Raw genomic sequence first — 14,321 nt, forward strand, 5'->3', positions numbered from 1 at the left:
AACCAATCATCCGGCAAATCAATGATCTTGGTTAACGCCGAGTTTAGAGCCCTGGCCGGAATGGGGCGGCGCTGTCCGCTTCGCGGCAGCGCCGCTCGGAAACGGGCAGGCAGAAAATCACCCGACCCAGCCGCCTTCGGAGGGCCCAAGGTGGCGGTCCTCGCAGGCGTATTCCAAATCGTAATCCGCATTTCGGGCTCTGCGCCACTCCAACCGCGGCGCAGCGTGCACACCGGCTCGGAATCGCTTCTCGTTCGCGTGATGACGATGCCCCCGGCATGGCGGCACACGGACCCAAACCGCGATGACACCGAAAGACATGGGCGGCCAAGCCGCTACGAAACCTCTCAGGCGGAGAGCGAGTACCCGGTCGCGGTGGAGCGGTTCGCGGGCCGCGCGGGCTCGCTCTTTGCGGACGACATCCACGTGTCGGCCGAGGACGAGGTGGGTGCAGCCGTGACCGCCGCGGCGCCGGTGCCCGCGCCGGGCGTCACCCTCGTGGTCGATTGGGACGGGTTCGGGCAGGCGCTGACCGCCAGCGGCACTGCCATCTTCGAGAATGTCGCGCTCGATCCCGCACGGATCAAACCCGAGCCGGCCCGCGTCCCCTACGCCATGGCGTTCTTCCAGCCGGTGCATCCCGCGACGCTCGTCGGCATCGGCCGGGCCGCGGCCGAGGACGTGGCACGGTTCGTGGCCGAGCGCACCCGGGGCTACAGCCACGGCAATGCCGGGCGCACCGCGGAGGATCCGCAGATCCAGGCGGTGGTGGGCCGCGTGCGGGGCAACGCCCACGCGGCCGGCGCCGTGGTTCTGAAGGCCGCCGAATCCCTGCGGCGGGCCTACGATCCGCATCAGGCCGGGGACGGCACGGCGGCGGATCGCACGACGACACTCGCCGATATCGAGGTCAACCAAGCGATGAGCGTTGTGACCGATCTCGTGCTGGAGGCGACGACGAAGCTGTTCGACGCGCTCGGCGCCTCGGCGGTGAAGGTGGGCCTCGGTCCCGACTGTTACTGGCGCAACGCACGAACCATCGCGTCCCACAACCCGCGGATCTACCGGGACCGGATCGTCGGAGCCTTCGCCATCACGGGAGCGCCGCCGCCGCGACACTACCGCGTCGGCACGGCGTGAGGCGATCATGGCGCTCCGCCGCGGCCACATGCGCCTGAGCACCTCCCCGTACCCCGGCGGGCAACACGTCGCCGTCTAGCAGCACCCGTCCGCGCCGGCCGATGCCGGCAGATCGCCCGGCCACCGGTCGACGCCAGGCGGGGGTTGAGGTCGGGGGATCAGCCGGCATCGCCACGCCCCACGGGCGCGCGACGGCGATCGGGCACGAGGCCGTTGGACCTCTTCGATGTGGCTGCACTCCCTGGCGGGGCCGGCGTTCTCCGTGCCGTCCGGATGCCGGGTCGATCCTGCTTCGCTCGCGATGCGAAGCGAGCTGGCCCGAAGACCATCGCGGTCAAAACGGGCCTGACCTCAATCGAGATCTCCGGCAAAGTCCGGCATTCCTGAACGACCTGAACGATGCCTCTACATCGTCGACGCTCCGTAAGGTCGCGCGATCCGATCGTCATTCGTAAATCACAATGTCATTTTTATTGTAATACTGCTGTCATCCTAGAAGCCATCAACACATATTGACTGATATTTTTCTCAGCTCCCGCATTCTGTACCGCTGACATTCACAACCCGACAAGGCGGTAACGCTGGCTTCACGCGCCTCCCGCCTCTGAACGCAGGAGGCGCAGAGGCTGGCATACGGTTTGCAATGTTGGTTTCGACCGATGTGTGGACTTGTCGCGAGCGGAGGATGGGGGATGGCTCGCAGACGCGTCTTGCAGAGTCCCGGAGCGTTGGCCGCCTGGGACCAGATCAACCCGGCTGGCCTCATGCCGCCGGCCTTCGTCCAGGCCGGCAAGCCGATGGTCGTCCTGTCGGCCGAGAACATCACGGAACACTGGGACGCCACCACGCATACGACGCTCTCGCAGAAGAACATCGACGGGTTCGGGATGGGATTCCACACCCGCGCGTCGAGGCGCCGCGATGATCCCGACACGGTGATCTACGGGCTGGCGACCGGCATCAAACTCCTCGATCCACATCGCCTGCAGATCAATCTGCGTGACAGGCTGACCTCTCACGACGGGACGCAGGCCAAGGCGGGCGCTGCCCGCGCCTCTTCGCGCCCTGCCCAGGGCAGAGCCCCCCCTTCTCGTCACGCGCGGCGCGGACGATTTCGCCGCCTGCCACCACGTGCCGCCCCCGGCGCCAAGATGGCCCCGGATGGCTGCCGCGGGGTCAACAGGATGAGTTCGCAGGGAGAATTGCGGCGTCCCGTAGGGCATGCCACGCCCGTCCCGGGGCGCGTCCCGGATCGAGGGACGCGCAACCCGCGGAGAGGGACGCCGATGAGCATCACCGAGCAGCGCCTGCAACTGATCCTGGCAGAGTTGCAGCGGGATGGACGCGTCTCGGTCAACGACCTGTCGGGCCGCCTCGGCATCAGCACCGAGACGGTGCGGCGCGACCTGCGGGATCTCGAAATGCGCGGGCACGCCCGGCGGGTCTATGGCGGCGCGGTGATCGAGCAGAAGAAGGGGGATCAGCCCTTCGAGGCGCGGGCGCGGATCGGCATGCGCGAGAAGACGCGGATCGCCGCAACCGCCCTCCCCCTCGTGGAGGACGGGATGACCGTCTTCATCGATACCGGCACCACCACCCTCGCCTTCGCGCGGCAGCTCCTCGGCCGGCGGATCACGATCCACACCAACTCCATTGGCATCGCGGCGCTGTTCGCCGACGATCCGCAATCGCAGGTGACGGTGCTCGGCGGCGAGATGAAGCCGCATTACCGGGGCTTGTTCGGCCACCGGACCGTCGCGGCGCTGCGGGAGCACGTCTACGACCTGGCCGTGATGGGCATCGTCACCGTGCACCGCGAGCACGGCTTCATGGATCTCGGCCAGGAGGAAGCGGTGCTGCGCCGCGCCGCCGTGGAGCAGACCCGCCGCTCGGTGATCCTGGCCGACAGCGCGAAGTTCGGGCGCCTCGGCACGATCCGCACCCTCGGCCTCGGCGATGTCGACGTCCTCGTCACCAACGCCGCCCTGCCGAGCGACTTCGCCGAAGCTTTCCGACGCCTCAACGTGGATGTCATTCATGCCTGAAACACCGCCCGCGCGGATCGACGCCGCACGCCTCCAGGCGATGATGGAGGCCGTGTCGGCCTTCGGCGGCGGCCTGGACGGATCGATGACGCGCCTCGCCCTCTCGGCGGAGGACGGCGCCGCCCGCGACTGGCTGGCCGCGTGGTTCACCGGGAACGGCTTCGTGCCGCTGGTCGACCGCATCGGCAACCAGTTCGGCCGCCTGGACCTCGCGGGCAACAACGCCCCCGTGGTGATGGTCGGCTCCCATCTCGACAGCCAGCCCAATGGCGGCTGCTTCGACGGCGCACTGGGCGTCATCGCCGCCTGCGAGGCGATCCGTGCCGTGCGCGAGGCGCTCGCCGCCCGCGGCCAGCAGGCCGCCTGCAACTTCATCGTCGCCAACTGGACCAACGAGGAGGGAGCCCGGTTCCAGCCGAGCCTGCTCGGCAGCAGCGTCTTCACCGGCGCGGCCGAACTGCCCTGGGCCCTCGAGCGGCTGGACGGGAACGGGATCTCGGTCGGGCAGGCGCTCGACGCGATCGGCTACGCGGGCACCGACACCCTGCGCGTCCCGGATGCCTTCATCGAGCTGCACATCGAGGGCGGCCCGATCCTGGAACAGGAGGGCCTGCGCGTCGGTGCCTTCACCCGGTACTGGGGGGCCACCAAGTACCGCCTCGCCTTCCTCGGGCGGCAGGCCCATACCGGCCCGACGCCGATGGCCGAGCGCCGCGACGCCCTGCTCGCCGCCGCCTACCTGATCGCCGACCTCAAAGACATGGCGGGCGATTACGGCCTCGACCTGCACACCTCGGTCGGGCGGCTCGAAGTCTTTCCGAACTCGCCCAACACCGTCCCGAGCGAGGCGGTCCTGTTCATCGAGCTGCGCTCCGGCTCGCCGGGGATCCTCGAAGAGGCCGAGGCCAAGCTCAAGGCCTGCATCGCGGCGGCGGGTGAGCGGGCGGGTGTCGCAGCGGAGGTGCGCGCGATCGACCTGCGCCCGGCCGGCGCCATGCATCCCGGCCTCGTCCGCCTCGCAGGGCGCGCCGGGGCCGGCCGCGGGGTCCGGCCCCGCCATCTCGACACGATCGGCGGCCACGACGCGATCAGCCTCGCGGCGGTCTGCCCGTCGATCGTGCTGGCCGTGCCCTGTCGGAACGGGGTGATGCACCACCCGACCGAATTCGCCTCCCCCGAGGACCAGGCCTTCGGCACGCAGGTCCTGGCCGACATGCTGATGGCCCTCGCCACGGAGGGGCTCGCGGCCCTCGATGACCGGGGAGACGGGCGATGAAGGCGATCGGCGCCCCCGAATCGGACGACGAGCGGCTCGCCGAGGCGGCGCTGGCCACCGTCTTCGCGGGCCAACAGGTCCGCTACGGCGTGGCCTGCCCCGGCGCAGCCTCCCCCTCCTATCACGGCGTCGAATCTGCGACCTACCACGTGTCGGATTCACCCGAGGTCGAGCCGGCCTACCTCCTCAAGGTCTCGGAGCCGGCCGCCGCCGCGCTGCTGGATCCCGCCGCCGCGTTCCGGGTGGCGGACCGGCTCGCCGGCCTCGGCCTCGCCCCCGAGCCGCTGCACCTGATGTCGGACCAGGGGGCGATCCTGTTCCGCCACCTCGGGCCCGAATGGCGCCCCGCCACCCTCGACATCCTGCGCCAGCCCGACCGCATGGGCGCGGTGATCGGGGCCTTCGGCCGCATCGCGGAGGGCGCGCCGTTCGGGAGCCCATGGAGCGTGTTCGACGGCATCCGGCAGATGCGGGATCGTCTCGGCGAGGACGCCGGCACGCTGCCCCCGGATGCGTGGTTCCTGTTCGACTGGGGCGAGGCCATCGCGGCGGCCCTGGACGCGGCGGGTACCGACCGGCGCCCCGTCCACGGCGATCCGCACGCCTCCAACCTCCTGTTCGGGCCGGACGGAGCCCTCAGGCTCGTCGATTTCGACATGGGCTGCGACACCGACCCCCATTACCAGCTCGGCGCCTTCCTCAACGAGGCCTGCCAGTTCGAGAGCGAGATGCGCCTCGGCATCGAAATTGCCGAGGGGACCTGCCGGACGGAGACGTTCAACCGCTGCCGGGCCTACGGGGCGGCCGACGACCTGTACTGGGGCCTGCGGGCGCTGGTGATGGACCAGATCTCCCCGCGCCGGAACCTGGAGTTCCGGAAATACGCGAGCTGGCGCCTCCTGCGCTGCCGGATGCGGGTCACCCGGCCGGATTTCGAGGAAACCCTGAGGACGCTGTGAGGAGCGCGGCATGATTTCCCTCGGCGCTGCCACCACCGAGGCCGAACGGGCCTTCGAGGCCACCCTCCGCCGGGTCGCCCCCTGGCAGGGGCGCGGAATGCGCTACCGTCCGGTGCTCGGCGGCATCAGCAACGTGAACTGGCGCGTCGAGGTCGAGGGCGAGGCGTGCGCCTACTTCGTGAAGATGCCGGGCCGGGGGACCGAGATGTTCATCGACCGGGCCGCCGCCCGCGCCGCCAGCCGGCAGGCGGAGGCGATCGGGCTCGGACCCCGCACCTTCGACTACCTCGATTCCGACGATGTCGAGATCGCCGAATTCGTCGATGGGCGTCGCCCGTCCACCAATCGCGACTTCGCCGCGGCGGCCGTCCGCGCCGAGGCCATCGGCCTCTACCGCCGCTTCCACGCGGCGCCGCTCCTGCCGCTTACCAAGACCGTGTTCGACATGATCGACGAGCACGACCGGCAGGTGGCCGAACTCGGCGCGGCGGTCCCGCCGGATCACGCGTGGCTGGCCCGCCAGACCCGCCTCGCCCGGTCGGCGCTGGAGGCGTCCGGCCTCGACCTCGTGCCCTGCTTCAACGATCCGATGCCGGGCAACTTCCTGCTCGGCGCGGACGGCTCGATCCTCCTGATCGACTTCGAGTACGCCTCGAACAACGACCGGATCTACGACCTCGCGATCTGGAGCGGCGAGATGTTCTTCTCCGAAGCGATCGATCGCACGTTGATCGAGATGTATTTTGGTCAGTACAGCGATGCGCTGTTCGCCCGGCTCATGGTCCACAAGGCGCTGGCCGACGTGAAATGGTCGACCTGGGCCATGGTGCAGAACCGGATCTCAAGCCTCGACTTCGATTTCTACAAATACGGCATCTGGAAACACATGCGCGCCCGCTCGATCATGAACGACACCCGCTGGCCCGCCTTCCTGCGGGCGCTGTGAGCATGGCCGCCCATCCCGCGCCCGCCGAGCTGCTGGCCTTCGCGGAGGACCTCGCCGATTCGGCGCGGCCCGTGGCGATGCGCTACTTCCGCACCGCCCTCGATGTCGTCGCGAAGGCGGATGCGAGCCCGGTCACCCAGGCCGACCGGGCCATCGAAGCCCTCCTCCGGGTGCGGATCGAGGCGCGCTTCCCGGACCACGGCATCTTCGGCGAGGAGATGGGCGTGAAGCCCGGCGACGGGCCGGTCTGGGTCATCGACCCCATCGACGGCACCAAGAGCTTCGTGACGGGCCTGCCGCTGTTCGGCACCCTGATCGCCCTCGTCGACGCGGGGCGGCCCATCCTCGGCGTGATCGACATGCCGGCGCTGGGCGAGCGCTGGACCGGCCAACCGGGACAGGCCCTGTTCGGCGGCGCGCCGGCCCGGACCAGCGGCTGCCGCACGCTCCGTGAGGCGCGGTTCTTCACGACCACACCCGAGGGTTTCCTGGGCGCGGACGCGGCGCGCTACCGCCGCCTCGTGAGCCAAGTGGGCATCCGCCGCTTCTGTGGGGATTGTTACGCCTACGGCCTGCTGGCCTCCGGCCATTGCGATCTCGTCGCCGAGGCCGGGCTCCAGCCCTACGATTACCTCGCCCTCGTCCCGGTGATCGAAGCCGCGGGCGGCGTCATCACCGATTGGGACGGGGCCGCGCTGACGCTCGGCTCGGATGGCCGCGTGCTCGCCGCCGCGACGCCCGATCTGCACGGCGCGGCCCTGGCGATCCTGCGGGATCGGGACATCTGATCCGGACCAGCCGCGCGGAGGCTTCGCCATGGCGTATGCGACGACGATCGAGGGGACGCGTTTCACCTTCCCCGACCTGAAGAGCCTGATGGCCAAGGCGACGCCGGCGCGCTCGGGCGACCAGCTCGCCGGCCTCTGCGCCGAGGGGCCGGTGGAGCGCCTGGCCGCGCAGATCGCCCTAGCGGACCTGCCGCTCAAGACCTTCCTCGAACAGGAGCTGATCCCCTCCGAGGCGGACGAGGTCTCGGACCTCATCGCCCGGCGCCACGACGCGCAGGCCTTCGCGCCAGTCTCGTCGATGACGGTCGGCGCCTTCCGGGAATGGCTGCTCTCGCCGGACGCCGACGCGCCGGCGCTCACCGCCCTCTCCCCCGGCCTGACTCCGGAGATGGTGGCGGCGGTCTCGAAGATCTGCCGGCTTCAGGATCTCGTCGCCGTGGCCGCGAAGCGGCCGGTGGTGACGCGCTTCCGCTCGACCATCGGCCTGCCGGGGCGGCTCTCGACCCGCAACCAGCCGAACCATCCGACCGATTCGTCCGAGGGCATCCTCGTCTCGGCCCTCGACGGGCTGCTGATGGGCTCGGGCGATGCAGTGATCGGCGTGAACCCGGCGACCGATTCGCTGCCGGACTACATCCGCATCGTCGAGTTGCTGGAGACGCTGCGCCTGCGCCTGAACGTGCCGACCCAGCATTGCTGCCTCGGCCATGTCACCGTGGCGATCGACGCAATGGCGCGGGGGGCGCCGGTCGATCTGGTGTTCCAGTCGGTCGCGGGCTCGCAGAAGGCCAATGCCGGGTTCGGCGTCGATCTCGCCGTGCTGCGCGAGGCCTCCGACGCGGCCCGCGCGCTCGGCCGCTGCCCGCAGGGCGGGCAGGTCATGTATTTCGAGACCGGCCAGGGCTCGGCCCTCTCGGCCGATGCCCATTGGGGCGTCGATCAGCAGACCATGGAGGCGCGCGCCTACGCGGTGGCGCGGGAGTTCGATCCGCTCCTCGTCAACACGGTCGTGGGCTTCATCGGCCCCGAATACCTCTACAACGGCAAGCAGATCATCCGCGCCGGACTGGAGGATCATTTCTGCGGCAAGCTGCTCGGCCTGCCGATGGGGGTCGACGTCTGCTACACCAACCACGCCGATGCCGACGGCGAGGACATGGATGCCCTGCTGACCCTGCTCTGCGCGGCCGGCGTCAACTTCGTCATCACGGTGCCGGGGGCGGATGACGTGATGCTGAACTACCAGTCCCTCTCCCATCACGATGCGGTCTTCGCCCGGGAGACCCTGGGGCGGCCTCCCGCCCCGGAATTCGAGGCGTGGCTGCGGGAGGTCGGCGTCACCGATGCGCGGGGGCTCCTGCGCGGCGGGGCGGGCGAATTGCCCGGCCCCTTCGCGGACGCCTCCCGCCTCCTGCCGGGACGGGCGGCATGAGCACTCCCCCGTCCCTGCGCGATCTGCGCGCCCTCACCCAGGCCCGGATCGCCCTGGGCGCCCACGGCGCAGGCCTGCCCACGGCCGCGTCCCTCGCCTTCGGCCTCGACCATGCCCGCGCCCGCGAGGCGGTGTGGACGCCCCTCGACGCAGCCGCGATCCGCGCGGCCCTGACGGAACAGGGACTCGACGCGGTCGAGGTCCGCTCGCAGGCCGCCGACCGGGCGGAATACCTGCGCCGCCCGGACAAGGGCCGCGCGCTCCATCCCGACTGCGAGTCCGTCCTCGACAAGGCCGGGACGGGTTTCGACCTCGCCATCGTGATCGGCGACGGGCTCTCGGCGACGGCGGTCGCCCTCAATGCGGTTCCGACGGCGGCGGCTTTGGCCGCGCGGGCGAAGCGGGCCGGCTGGAGCCTCGCGCCGGTCGTCGTCGCCAGCCAGGCGCGGGTGGCCCTGGGCGATCCTGTCGGCGCCCGCCTCGGCGCCCGAGCCGTGGTGATGCTGATCGGCGAGCGGCCGGGCCTGTCGGCCTCCGACAGCCTCGGCTGCTACATCACCTTCGCGCCGGAACCAGGCCTGCCCGATTCCCGGCGCAACTGCATCTCGAACATCCGCCAGGACGGCCTGTCCATCGAGTCGGCGACCGCGCAGATGGAGGCGCTCCTGCGCGCCATGATCGCGCAGAAGCTCAGCGGCGTCGGGCTCAGGCGGGACGAGGCCGCCCTGCCCGGCGCTTAACGGCCTCAGGCCGACAGGGCCGGCGCCGTCCGGTACCGGGTCGCCTGTTCGTAATCGTAGGCGAGCGCCAGCAGGTCGGCCTCGCTCCAGAGGGCGCCGACGAAGATCAGGCAGAAGGGCGCCCCCGAGGCGAAGGTGCCGGCGGGCATCACCACGCCGGGCAGGCCCGCGATGTTGATCTCGGAGACGGTCGTCTCGTGGATCGTCTCGGGTCCATGCAGGGGCGGGAGGGTGTCGCGCATCTGCGGGAAGACCAGGGCGTCGAGACGATGCTCGGCCATCACGGCCGAAAAGATGTCGAGGTAGCTCTCCCGGGCGGCCAGGAAGTCCGACAGGTCCGGCGGCGCCAGCGGGTCGGCGCGGCAGGCTGCGAAGGACGGGACATCGTTCATCCAGTCCAGCACGCCACCCTTGGCGAAGGGATCCTCGGCCTGGGTGGCGGCGGTGAACTCGGCGAGCGTCCGCAAGGCGGCGTCGGGGCCGAGCCGCTGCAGATAGGCCTGGAGATCGAACAGCACGCTCTCGATGCCGCGGGCATCGTAATGGTCGAGGCCCGGCACCGGCCGGCCGATCGCCGCGAAGCCGCTTCCCGCGAAGGGGTCGGAGACCAGGGTTGCGCCCCGCGCCGCGATCTCGCCCTGCGCCCGTTCGTAGAGGGCTTTCGTCTCCGCCGAGAGTGGCCGGTCGCGCCAGCCCGGCCCGTAGAGGCCGAGCCGCTTGCCCTTCAGGGCGGTCTCGGACAGCTTGGACGCGTATCCGCCCTTCGGACGGCGGCCGATGCCCGCCACGGTCTTGGGATCGGCGGCGGTGTAGCCCGCCAGGGCATCCAGGGTCAGCGCGGCATCGCGCACGCAGTGGGCGATCGGCCCCACCACGTCGCGGGTGCTGCCGGCCAGCGGCATCACCCCGGCATTGGGCACCAGGGCGAAGGTCGGCTTAATGCCGACGAGGCCCTGCGCGGAGGCCGGGTTCTGGATCGAGCCGCCGGTCTCCTCGGCGAGGCCCAGCACCGCGAGGCTCGCGGCCACCGCGGTGGCGGTGCCCGCGCTCGATCCGCCGGGCAGGTGATCGGGCGCCATGGCGTTCAGGGTCGGCCCGGCCCAGCTGTCGCTGGCGTGGCTCCCCGTGGCGCTCAGCACCGGCACGTTGGTCTTGCCGAGGATGACGCAGCCGGCTTCCCGCATCCGGGCCACCACCGGCGCGTCGGTGCCGGGGATCAGGTCGGTGCCGCCGGCCTTGGCGCAGAGGAAATGCCAGCCCGCGGTGCTCGGCAATCCGGCGACGTCCATCGTGTCCTTGATGACGACCGGCACGCCCGCGAGCGGACCCATAGCCGCGCCGGCCGCCCGGCGGGCATCGATCGCCCGCGCCTCGTCCACGGCGTGGGGGTTGAGGAAGATCAGGGCATTGTAGCGGGGGTTGTAGGTCTCGATCCGCGCGAGGAACGCCCGGGCCAGGGCCTCGGCGGTCACGCCCCGGGCGAAGGTGGCCTGCGCGTCGGCGACGGTCATCTCCACCAGCAGATCGGAAAGGTCGAGCGCATCGGTCACAGCGGCGTCCATCACGGGGCTCCGGGTTCGGAAGGGTCGGGGAATGGGACGGCCGGCCCGGTCAGGCCATGCCGACGAACTCGTCGATCAGGGCGCGGTCGCGGGCGATTTCGGGGGGCACCTCGCGGGTGATCACGCCCTTCTGGAGGATCAGGATCCGCTCCGAGAGGCCGGCGATGAAGTTCAGGTTCTGCTCCACGAGCAGCAGGGCGATGCCGCGTTCGCGCCCGATCCGCTGCAACGTCTCGATGATCTCCTCGATGATCGAGGGCTGGATGCCCTCCGTCGGCTCGTCGAGGAGGAGGATGCGCGGGTCGCCGCACAGGCAGCGGGCCAGCGCCAGGAGCTGCTGCTCGCCCCCCGACAGGGCGCCGCCGGGCCGGTTGAGATAGGCCTTGAGGCGGGGGAAGGTGGCGAGGATGCCGGCGATGGTCTCGTCCTCGCCCCGCTTCGCGAGCAGGCAGCCCATCCGCAGGTTCTCGTGGACGCTCAGCGCCGGGAAGATCTCGCGCCCCTGCGGCACGTAGCCGATGCCCAGCTGGGCCCGCGCGGTGGGGCTGCGCCGGGTGATGTCGGTGCCCTCGAACCGGACCTGTCCGGCGGTGGCCGGCAGGTAGCCCATGAGGGTCCGCAGCAGCGTGGTCTTGCCCATGCCGTTATGGCCGAGGATGCCCACGAACTCGCCCGCCCGCACCGCGAGGGCGACGCCGCCGAGGATCGGGATGCGGCCGTAGCCGGAATGCAGGTCCTCGACGGAGAGGAGCGGCGGCGTGGCGGCATCCATCTCAGGCCGCCTGCTTGCCGAGATAGACATCCCGCACGCGGGGATCGGCCAGCACCCGCTCCACCGTATCTTCCACGAGGATCCGGCCCTGGTTGAACACCGTGACGGTCTTCGCGATCATGCGGATGAACGGCATGTCGTGCTCCACGACGATGAGGGCATGGGTGCGGTTGATCTCGCGGATCAACGCCGCCGTGCGGTGGACCTCCTCATGGGTCATGCCGGCGGCGGGCTCGTCGAGGAGGATCAGTTCCGGCTCCTGGGCGAGGACGGTGGCGATCTCCACCCACTGCCGCTGCCCATGGGCGAGCTGGCCGACGAGCCGCCCGGCGATTCCCGTCAGGCCGAGCCGCGTCAGGGTCTCGTCGACGATGGCGCGGGTGCGGGTCAGGGACTTCCGCCGCGCGGCGGCCACGAAGACGTTCTCGTGGACCGTCAGGCCGTTGAAGACGTTGGGCACCTGCGTCTTGATCCCGACGCCGAGCCGCGCGATCGCATGGGGCTCGGCGCCGGTGATGTCGGTGTCGCGCAGGCGGATCCTGCCCTCGCTCGGCTTGAGCTGTCCGGTGAGAATCTTGAAGAAGGTGCTCTTGCCCGCGCCGTTCGGGCCGATCAGGCAGCGCAGCTCGACCTCGCCGAGGGTGAAGTCGACATCCGCCACGGCGGTGACGCCGCCGAACCGCATGGTGACGCCGCGCGCCTCGATGAGCGGGCGGAGGGTTGCGCCGGGGGGTGTCATCGCGCGCTCTCCGTGGCGAGGGTGTCGGCCGCCTTGCCCGGCCGGGGGTCACGGACCCGATCCACGAGGCGCAGGGCCGCGCTCCGCGCCACCGGCAGCAAGCCCTGCGGCACGAGCAGGACGAAGCCGACCAGCACGAGCCCGAGGCCGAGGTTGGAATCGACCACCGTCTGGCTGCCGGCGGCGATGATCAGCGCCTGGATCAGCACGGCGCCGAGCATCGGCCCGACCAGGGTGCCGAGCCCGCCCACCAGCACGTAGATGATCACCTGCGCCGACATCGGCAGGGCGAAGACGGTCGGGCTGATGAAGCCGCCCCAATTGGCGTAGAGGCACCCGGCGAGGCCCGCGACGCCCGCCGCGAGCATGAAGGCGATGAGCTTGTAGAGCCGCGGATCGTAGCCGATGAGCTGCGCCCGGACCTCGTTCTCGCGGATCGCCACGATGACCCGGCCGAGCCGGGCCGCCAGCACCGCCCGCAGGAACCCGTAGACGAGGATCAGCGCGCCCATGGCGGCGTACCAGATGCCGTCGAAATCGAGGGGCTCGTCGGGGTGGAAGGGTGCGTTGAGGGCCGGAATCGCCGGGATGCCGTTGAACCCGCCGAGCTCCGCCGTGCCGATCCGGTACTGGCTGCCGGAGGTCGCGTTCACCAGTTGGAACAGGATCACCGACACGGTCAGCGTGATGACGCCGATATAGGCGTCGCTGATGCGGCCGTAGAACATGAAGTAGCCGAGCAGCCCCGCGAAGGCCATCGGCACGAGGATCGAGAGCAGGACCGGGATGCTGCTGTCGCCCATGTTGATCACCGAGACCGCGTAGGCGTAGCCGCCGAGCCCCAGGAACGCGGCCTGCCCGAAGGACATCACCCCCGCGAAGCCCCAGACGAAGCCCTGCGAGAGGCCGAACATCGCGAGCGCCGCGAAGCCGGTGCATTGGACGAGGCCGAACGTGTCGAGGACGTGCGGCGCCCCGAACAGGATGGCGAGGCCCAGGGCCAGCGTCGCCGCGAACCCGAGGGCGGAGGCCCGGCGGGCGGGGAGAGCGGGGTTCATAGGCTGCGCCTCAGGTAGCGGCCGGTGATGCCTTGCGGGAGGACGCGGATCAGCAGGATCGCGGCGGTGAGGAGGGCGACGTCGCCGATGACCGGCGTGGTCTTGAACGAGACGAGTTCGTTGATCGCCCCGAACAGGGTGGAGGCGAGACCGGTGCCGGTGATGATGGCCGGGCCGCCGCCGAGCACGGTGATGAAGGCGCGGGCGATGTAGGCCGCGCCCATGGCCGGCGAGACGCCGGAGATCGGCGCCAGCACCCCGCCCGCGAGGCCCGCCAGGGCGGCCCCGAGGGCGAAGGTCGCCATGTAGATCCGGCTGGGCTGCACTCCGAGGGCCGCCGCCATGCGCGGGTTCTGCATGGTCGCCCGCAGGATCAGCCCGAACTTGGTGAAGCGCAGCAGGAGGAACATGGCCGCCAGGGCGGACAAAGCCGTCACGAGGATGACGAGGCTGTAGAGGCTCGCCCCGTAGCGGCCGATGTCGAAGCTGCCGACCGGGGTCGAGACCCCGCGCACCACGTTGCCGTACAGGGTCGTGATCAGTCCGATCAGCCCGAGGCTGATGCCCCAGGTGGCGAGCATCGTGTCCATCATCCGGCCGTAGAGGAAGCGGATGACGGTGCGCTCCAGGATCAGCCCGATCAGCCCGACCACGAGGGGCGGCAGGACCAGCATGGCGATCCAGATGTTCACCCCCGCCCCGCTCGCCATGACCGCCGTGTAGGCGCCGAGCATCATGAACTCGCCGTGGGCGAGGTTGATGATGCGCATCATCCCGTAGATCACGCCGAGCCCGAGCGTGATCAGGATCAGGGTGGCGATGCCGGTGAGGACGTTGAAGGCGAGCAGGCCGGCGAGGTCCATC

12 protein-coding genes and 1 pseudogene are annotated in these 14,321 nt (G+C 70.5%); 8 read left to right on the forward strand and 5 right to left on the reverse strand.

The genetic code is table 11. The annotated features are described in order from the left end of the window. Positions 1–399: 399 nt before the first annotated feature. The 8 genes and pseudogenes from BLQ49_RS24365 to eutC form a co-directional block, all read left to right on the forward strand. Positions 400–1,140: pseudogene (locus tag BLQ49_RS24365) on the forward strand (acyl-CoA dehydrogenase family protein); the annotation flags it as partial. Between the two features lie 692 nt (positions 1,141–1,832). Beyond that, positions 1,833–3,185, forward strand: coding sequence for a DeoR/GlpR family DNA-binding transcription regulator (locus tag BLQ49_RS30455; RefSeq protein ID WP_244507747.1), 1,353 nt, complete (start codon positions 1,833–1,835; stop codon positions 3,183–3,185). Further along, positions 3,178–4,461: a Zn-dependent hydrolase gene (locus BLQ49_RS24375; protein WP_091720935.1), complete on the forward strand. Its 1,284-nt coding sequence runs from the start codon at positions 3,178–3,180 to the stop codon at positions 4,459–4,461. Before BLQ49_RS30455 ends, BLQ49_RS24375 begins: the two co-directional genes overlap by 8 nt. After that, positions 4,458–5,420 (forward strand): phosphotransferase, encoded by a 963-nt coding sequence (locus BLQ49_RS24380; RefSeq protein ID WP_091720939.1) that lies wholly within the window; start codon positions 4,458–4,460, stop codon positions 5,418–5,420. Before BLQ49_RS24375 ends, BLQ49_RS24380 begins: the two co-directional genes overlap by 4 nt. A 10-nt stretch (positions 5,421–5,430) precedes the next feature. After that, positions 5,431–6,366, forward strand: coding sequence for a phosphotransferase (locus BLQ49_RS24385; RefSeq protein ID WP_091720942.1), 936 nt, complete (start codon positions 5,431–5,433; stop codon positions 6,364–6,366). A gap of 2 nt (positions 6,367–6,368) precedes the next feature. Next, positions 6,369–7,154, forward strand: coding sequence for a histidinol-phosphatase (gene hisN, locus BLQ49_RS24390; RefSeq protein ID WP_091720944.1), 786 nt, complete (start codon positions 6,369–6,371; stop codon positions 7,152–7,154). 28 nt (positions 7,155–7,182) lie between these two features. Beyond that, positions 7,183–8,586, forward strand: a complete 1,404-nt coding sequence (locus BLQ49_RS24395) for an ethanolamine ammonia-lyase subunit EutB (RefSeq protein WP_091720947.1) — start codon at positions 7,183–7,185, stop codon at positions 8,584–8,586. Then, positions 8,583–9,326: an ethanolamine ammonia-lyase subunit EutC gene (gene eutC, locus BLQ49_RS24400; RefSeq protein ID WP_091720949.1), complete on the forward strand. Its 744-nt coding sequence runs from the start codon at positions 8,583–8,585 to the stop codon at positions 9,324–9,326. Before BLQ49_RS24395 ends, eutC begins: the two co-directional genes overlap by 4 nt. Before the next feature lie 5 nt (positions 9,327–9,331). On the opposite strand, the gene BLQ49_RS24405 is transcribed toward eutC, so the two are convergent. Genes BLQ49_RS24405 through BLQ49_RS24425 form a run of 5 tightly spaced genes read right to left on the reverse strand, consistent with a single transcriptional unit; the run spans position 9,332 to position 14,320 of the window. Further along, positions 9,332–10,888 carry an amidase gene (locus BLQ49_RS24405; protein ID WP_091720952.1) on the reverse strand — a complete coding sequence of 519 codons (1,557 nt, stop codon included), beginning with the start codon at positions 10,886–10,888 and terminating at the stop codon, positions 9,332–9,334. Positions 10,889–10,937: 49 nt separating this feature from the next. Further along, complete coding sequence (locus tag BLQ49_RS24410) at positions 10,938–11,660, reverse strand: ABC transporter ATP-binding protein (protein ID WP_167627777.1); 723 nt, start codon at positions 11,658–11,660, stop codon at positions 10,938–10,940. Position 11,661: 1 nt separating this feature from the next. Beyond that, positions 11,662–12,399, reverse strand: a complete 738-nt coding sequence (locus BLQ49_RS24415) for an ATP-binding cassette domain-containing protein (protein WP_091720958.1) — start codon at positions 12,397–12,399, stop codon at positions 11,662–11,664. Beyond that, a complete protein-coding gene (locus BLQ49_RS24420) occupies positions 12,396–13,457 on the reverse strand; it encodes an ABC transporter permease subunit (RefSeq protein ID WP_091720960.1) in 1,062 nt (353 codons plus the stop codon). The genes BLQ49_RS24415 and BLQ49_RS24420 overlap by 4 nt, the downstream gene beginning before the upstream one ends. Then, positions 13,454–14,320 carry a branched-chain amino acid ABC transporter permease gene (locus BLQ49_RS24425; RefSeq protein WP_091720963.1) on the reverse strand — a complete coding sequence of 289 codons (867 nt, stop codon included), beginning with the start codon at positions 14,318–14,320 and terminating at the stop codon, positions 13,454–13,456. Before BLQ49_RS24425 ends, BLQ49_RS24420 begins: the two co-directional genes overlap by 4 nt. Between the last annotated feature and the right edge of the window lies 1 nt (position 14,321).

This window comes from Methylobacterium phyllostachyos (assembly GCF_900103445.1).
In the GTDB taxonomy this organism is placed as follows: domain Bacteria; phylum Pseudomonadota; class Alphaproteobacteria; order Rhizobiales; family Beijerinckiaceae; genus Methylobacterium; species Methylobacterium phyllostachyos.

Bases quoted from the DNA above. Each gene is read 5' to 3' on its own strand.
- BLQ49_RS30455 (WP_244507747.1), top strand. From the start codon at position 1,833: ATGGCTCGCAGACGCGTCTTGCAGAGTCCCGGAGCGTTGGCCGCCTGG.
- BLQ49_RS24375 (WP_091720935.1), top strand. From the start codon at position 3,178: ATGCCTGAAACACCGCCCGCGCGGATCGACGCCGCACGCCTCCAGGCG.
- BLQ49_RS24380 (WP_091720939.1), top strand. From the start codon at position 4,458: ATGAAGGCGATCGGCGCCCCCGAATCGGACGACGAGCGGCTCGCCGAG.
- BLQ49_RS24385 (WP_091720942.1), top strand. From the start codon at position 5,431: ATGATTTCCCTCGGCGCTGCCACCACCGAGGCCGAACGGGCCTTCGAG.
- hisN (WP_091720944.1), top strand. From the start codon at position 6,369: ATGGCCGCCCATCCCGCGCCCGCCGAGCTGCTGGCCTTCGCGGAGGAC.
- BLQ49_RS24395 (WP_091720947.1), top strand. From the start codon at position 7,183: ATGGCGTATGCGACGACGATCGAGGGGACGCGTTTCACCTTCCCCGAC.
- eutC (WP_091720949.1), top strand. From the start codon at position 8,583: ATGAGCACTCCCCCGTCCCTGCGCGATCTGCGCGCCCTCACCCAGGCC.
- BLQ49_RS24405 (WP_091720952.1), bottom strand. From the start codon at position 10,888: ATGGACGCCGCTGTGACCGATGCGCTCGACCTTTCCGATCTGCTGGTG.
- BLQ49_RS24410 (WP_167627777.1), bottom strand. From the start codon at position 11,660: ATGGATGCCGCCACGCCGCCGCTCCTCTCCGTCGAGGACCTGCATTCC.
- BLQ49_RS24415 (WP_091720958.1), bottom strand. From the start codon at position 12,399: ATGACACCCCCCGGCGCAACCCTCCGCCCGCTCATCGAGGCGCGCGGC.
- BLQ49_RS24420 (WP_091720960.1), bottom strand. From the start codon at position 13,457: ATGAACCCCGCTCTCCCCGCCCGCCGGGCCTCCGCCCTCGGGTTCGCG.
- BLQ49_RS24425 (WP_091720963.1), bottom strand. From the start codon at position 14,320: ATGGACCTCGCCGGCCTGCTCGCCTTCAACGTCCTCACCGGCATCGCC.